Source organism: Candidatus Jordarchaeum sp. (assembly GCF_052745115.1).
In genome coordinates, this window is sequence record NZ_JBRAKS010000394.1 from 1 (window position 1) to 3411 (window position 3411).

At 44.2% G+C, this 3411-nt stretch carries 3 protein-coding genes; 1 reads left to right on the forward strand and 2 read right to left on the reverse strand.

The genetic code is table 11. The annotated features are described in order from the left end of the window. Both ACUVXA_RS18400 and ACUVXA_RS18405 read right to left on the reverse strand, forming a co-directional pair. Positions 1 to 339 (reverse strand): transposase (locus tag ACUVXA_RS18400; RefSeq protein WP_445872747.1); only part of this gene is annotated, 339 nt, incomplete at its 3' end. 23 nt (positions 340 to 362) lie between these two features. Beyond that, positions 363 to 989, reverse strand: a complete 627-nt coding sequence (locus tag ACUVXA_RS18405) for an IS110 family transposase (protein ID WP_445872748.1) — start codon at positions 987 to 989, stop codon at positions 363 to 365. 477 nt (positions 990 to 1466) lie between these two features. Between ACUVXA_RS18405 and ACUVXA_RS18410 the strand changes: the two genes are divergently transcribed. Beyond that, positions 1467 to 3239: a V-type ATP synthase subunit A gene (locus ACUVXA_RS18410; protein ID WP_445872749.1), complete on the forward strand. Its 1773-nt coding sequence runs from the start codon at positions 1467 to 1469 to the stop codon at positions 3237 to 3239. The last annotated feature ends 172 nt before the right edge of the window (positions 3240 to 3411 follow it).

The window sequence follows — 3411 nt, forward strand, 5'->3', positions numbered from 1 at the left end:
CCGGCGGGTGAGCATGTGGTACATAGCCACCGCTATCTCCCTCGCGACCGCAACGATCGCTTTTCCGCCGCTGCGTCTCCTTTCTATCCGGTTATACTTCTCGGCTATGTGATTGTCCCAGCGCACCGCTACATGGGCCGCCTGAACCAAAGCCCACCTTACGCGTGGTGAGCCCTCCTTGGTTATTCTACCGTTATAGCTCTTCTCCCCGCTCTGTTGAACCCGGGGTGTGATACCAAGCCAGCTTACAAGCTTGCTTGCGCTTGGAAAGCGGCTTATGTCCCCTATTTCGCTTATGAAGAGTAGGGCAGTGTAGTAGTCGACACCAGGTATGGTCATGAGCAACCTAATATCCTCGCTGTCTACGGCCTCGAGGCCATCCTCAGGTCTGCTTCATCTATGAGCTGGTTCAGCAGCTCCACCTGTCTGAGTTTCGCTTCGAGTGTAAGTCTGTCGACCCAGGAGAGTTCGTTGGCTATGGTTCTGAGCCACTTCATTCCCTCCTTGCCGAACAGGTCTTTACCATCGAAAACCTCAAACTCGTACTTGTCCAGGAGGGAGTGGATACGGTTCTTTATTCTAGTTAGGTCCCTTGTGAGGTTCATCCGGTGCCGGATTAGGTTTCTGAGCTCCCTTATCTCTTTGGGTGGGACGTAGCAGGGAGCCACTAGATCCGCTCTCAGGAGGTCTGCTAGGGTTCTGGCGTCCACCTTGTCGTTCTTCAGCCTAGCCTCAGCTATGGCCTTCGTCTTCTTAGGGTTTGCAAGCACCACCTCGACTCCAGCCTCCTCAAGGCTGGTGTACAGCCGAATCCAGAGGTTGCCGGTGCTCTCTATAACCGCCCTTGCTTCTCCGCCTTTGATGGAGTCGAGCAGGATGTCGAAGCCGCTGCTCTCGTTTCTGAAGTTGAGCTCCTTAATAATGTTTCCATCTCGATCCTTTATGCATGAGTGGCATAACTTTTTATCAATATCTATTCCTATATACATCACGGAGGAACCCCTCCTGTGTGTCGGCTCCTGCGGCAATCATCCATCCGCCCTCATCCTGGGGCACTTGGATAGCCGCTCACCCACAGCCCAGTCAAAAAGTCGACCTCATACGGGTCATGTATTTTGCGGGCTAGCCGATACACACCCTCCATTAACACAACCCGGGCAAAAGAAGTTTTTCATATCGTCAAAAATATTTCTGAATATTATAAGAAAAACACAATTACTAAAATAAATTTACTGAATCTGCGAAGCAGGTTAAATATAAAATTAAAAATTTTACACTAGCGCACGAAGTTAATTGAATTTTTAGTAAATATATCTTCTTGAAATAAATATCTTTTTTACAAAAATTTCAAAAATTTTATTTTCTGCAAATATTTTTAAGTAGATGTAAATCTATGTGTAACAAATTCAAATTTTGCTAATTTAATAATAGAAAGGAGAATGCTAAAATTGGCAGCAAAAGAGAGAATCGGAAAAATCATCAGAATTACGGGACCCGTAATCGAAGCAGAAGGACTCATCGGAGTACAAATGTATGAAGTTTGCCGAGTCGGGGAAGAAGAATTAATTGGAGAAGTAAACCGGGTCGAAGGATCAAACGCAACCATTCAAGTCTATGAAGAAACTACAGGTCTAAAACCAAGGGAAAAAGTTGTAGCCACCGGTGCCCCCTTATCCGTAGAATTAGGTCCAGGGCTTATAGGTCAGATTTTCGATGGTATTCAAAGACCATTAGAAATTCTTAAAGAACAGACCGGAGACTTCATTCAGAGAGGAGTAATAGCAAGAGCTCTTCCTCGAAATAAAAAATATAAATTCACTCCAATAATAGGAAAGGACACCACCGTAAAACAAGGGGGCATAATAGGAACTGTACCCGAAACAACCACCGTAACCACAAGAATATTAATACCTATAGGCATCAATGGAAAAATAATAGAAATAGTCCCTGAAGGCGAATACACGGTAGAGGAACCTATAGCAACTATTAAAACACCCCGCGGGGAACGAGAAATCACCATGATGACTACTTGGCCAGTACGACAAGGACGCCCCTATCTTAGAAAACTAGGATCAACAACGCCCCTCATAACTGGGCAACGAATAATTGATACATTCTTTCCCACAGCAAAAGGCGGAACCGCATCTATACCTGGAGGATTCGGTACAGGAAAAACAGTCATGTTACACCAACTAGCAAAATGGGCAGATAGTCAGGTTGTGGTGTATTGTGGATGCGGGGAAAGGGGCAACGAGATGACTGAAGTGTTGGAAGACTTTCCAAAACTTGAGGATCCTCGTACCGGTGAGCCACTTATGAAGCGTACAGTTCTTATCGCTAATACTTCGAATATGCCTGTAGCCGCTCGAGAAGCATCAATTTACACTGCAATCACCATATCTGAGTATTTCAGAGATATGGGTTACGATGTTGCATTAATGGCAGATTCAACATCTAGGTGGGCTGAAGCACTGCGCGAGATTAGCGGTAGACTTGAGGAGATGCCAGGTGAAGAAGGCTATCCTGCTTATCTGGCTTCGCGGCTTGCAGAGTTTTACGAAAGGGCTGGCCGTGTTGAAGCGTTGGGTTCCACTGAGACAGAACCAATAATAGGTTCAGTAACCGTATGTGGCGCTGTTTCTCCTCCAGGTGGCGATTTTTCTGAGCCTGTTACTACAAACACCTTACGAGTAGTGAAGGTGTTCTGGGGTCTTGACAAAGACTTAGCAAGTAGAAGACACTTCCCATCGATCCACTGGTTAAATAGTTACAGCTTGTATCTTGAAAGTTTGGAACAGTGGTTTGCTGAAAATGTAAATAAAGAGTTCTTGGATTTACGTGGTGAAGCTATGTATTTACTACAGCGTGAGGAGGAACTCCGTGAGATCGTACAATTAGTCGGTCCTGATGCTCTTCCGGAGGGTGAGCGTGTTATTCTTGAGGCGGCGCGTATGATTCGTGAGGATTACTTAATGCAGTCGGCTTTGCATCCTGTTGATACTTATTGTAGTCCGGAGAAGGCGTATAAGATGTTGAAAACGATTTTGAAGTTTTATCAGAAAATGAAGGGTGCAGTTGATGGCGGTGTTCCCATCTCATCGATTCAGCATTTGGATGTGCTTAATGATATTTCGCGTCTCAAAATTGTTCCACCTGATGAGATTGACAAGCGTATTAACGAAGTAGATAAGAAAATTGACAGCGAGTTCGCATCTATTACAGTTGAAAGTCTAGCTTAAATTTTCTTTTGCCCCTATTTACTTCTATTTTTCCCCTAAAATTCAATTCTTTTCTATTCTTTGTTTCATTCGAAAATTGGCGATAAAACACTAATCTTTTTAAAAATTCTACTATTCTAACAGTATTTGAAAATGAAATAGGTTATTAAAACTGGTTTTGGCTGGTGAGCAG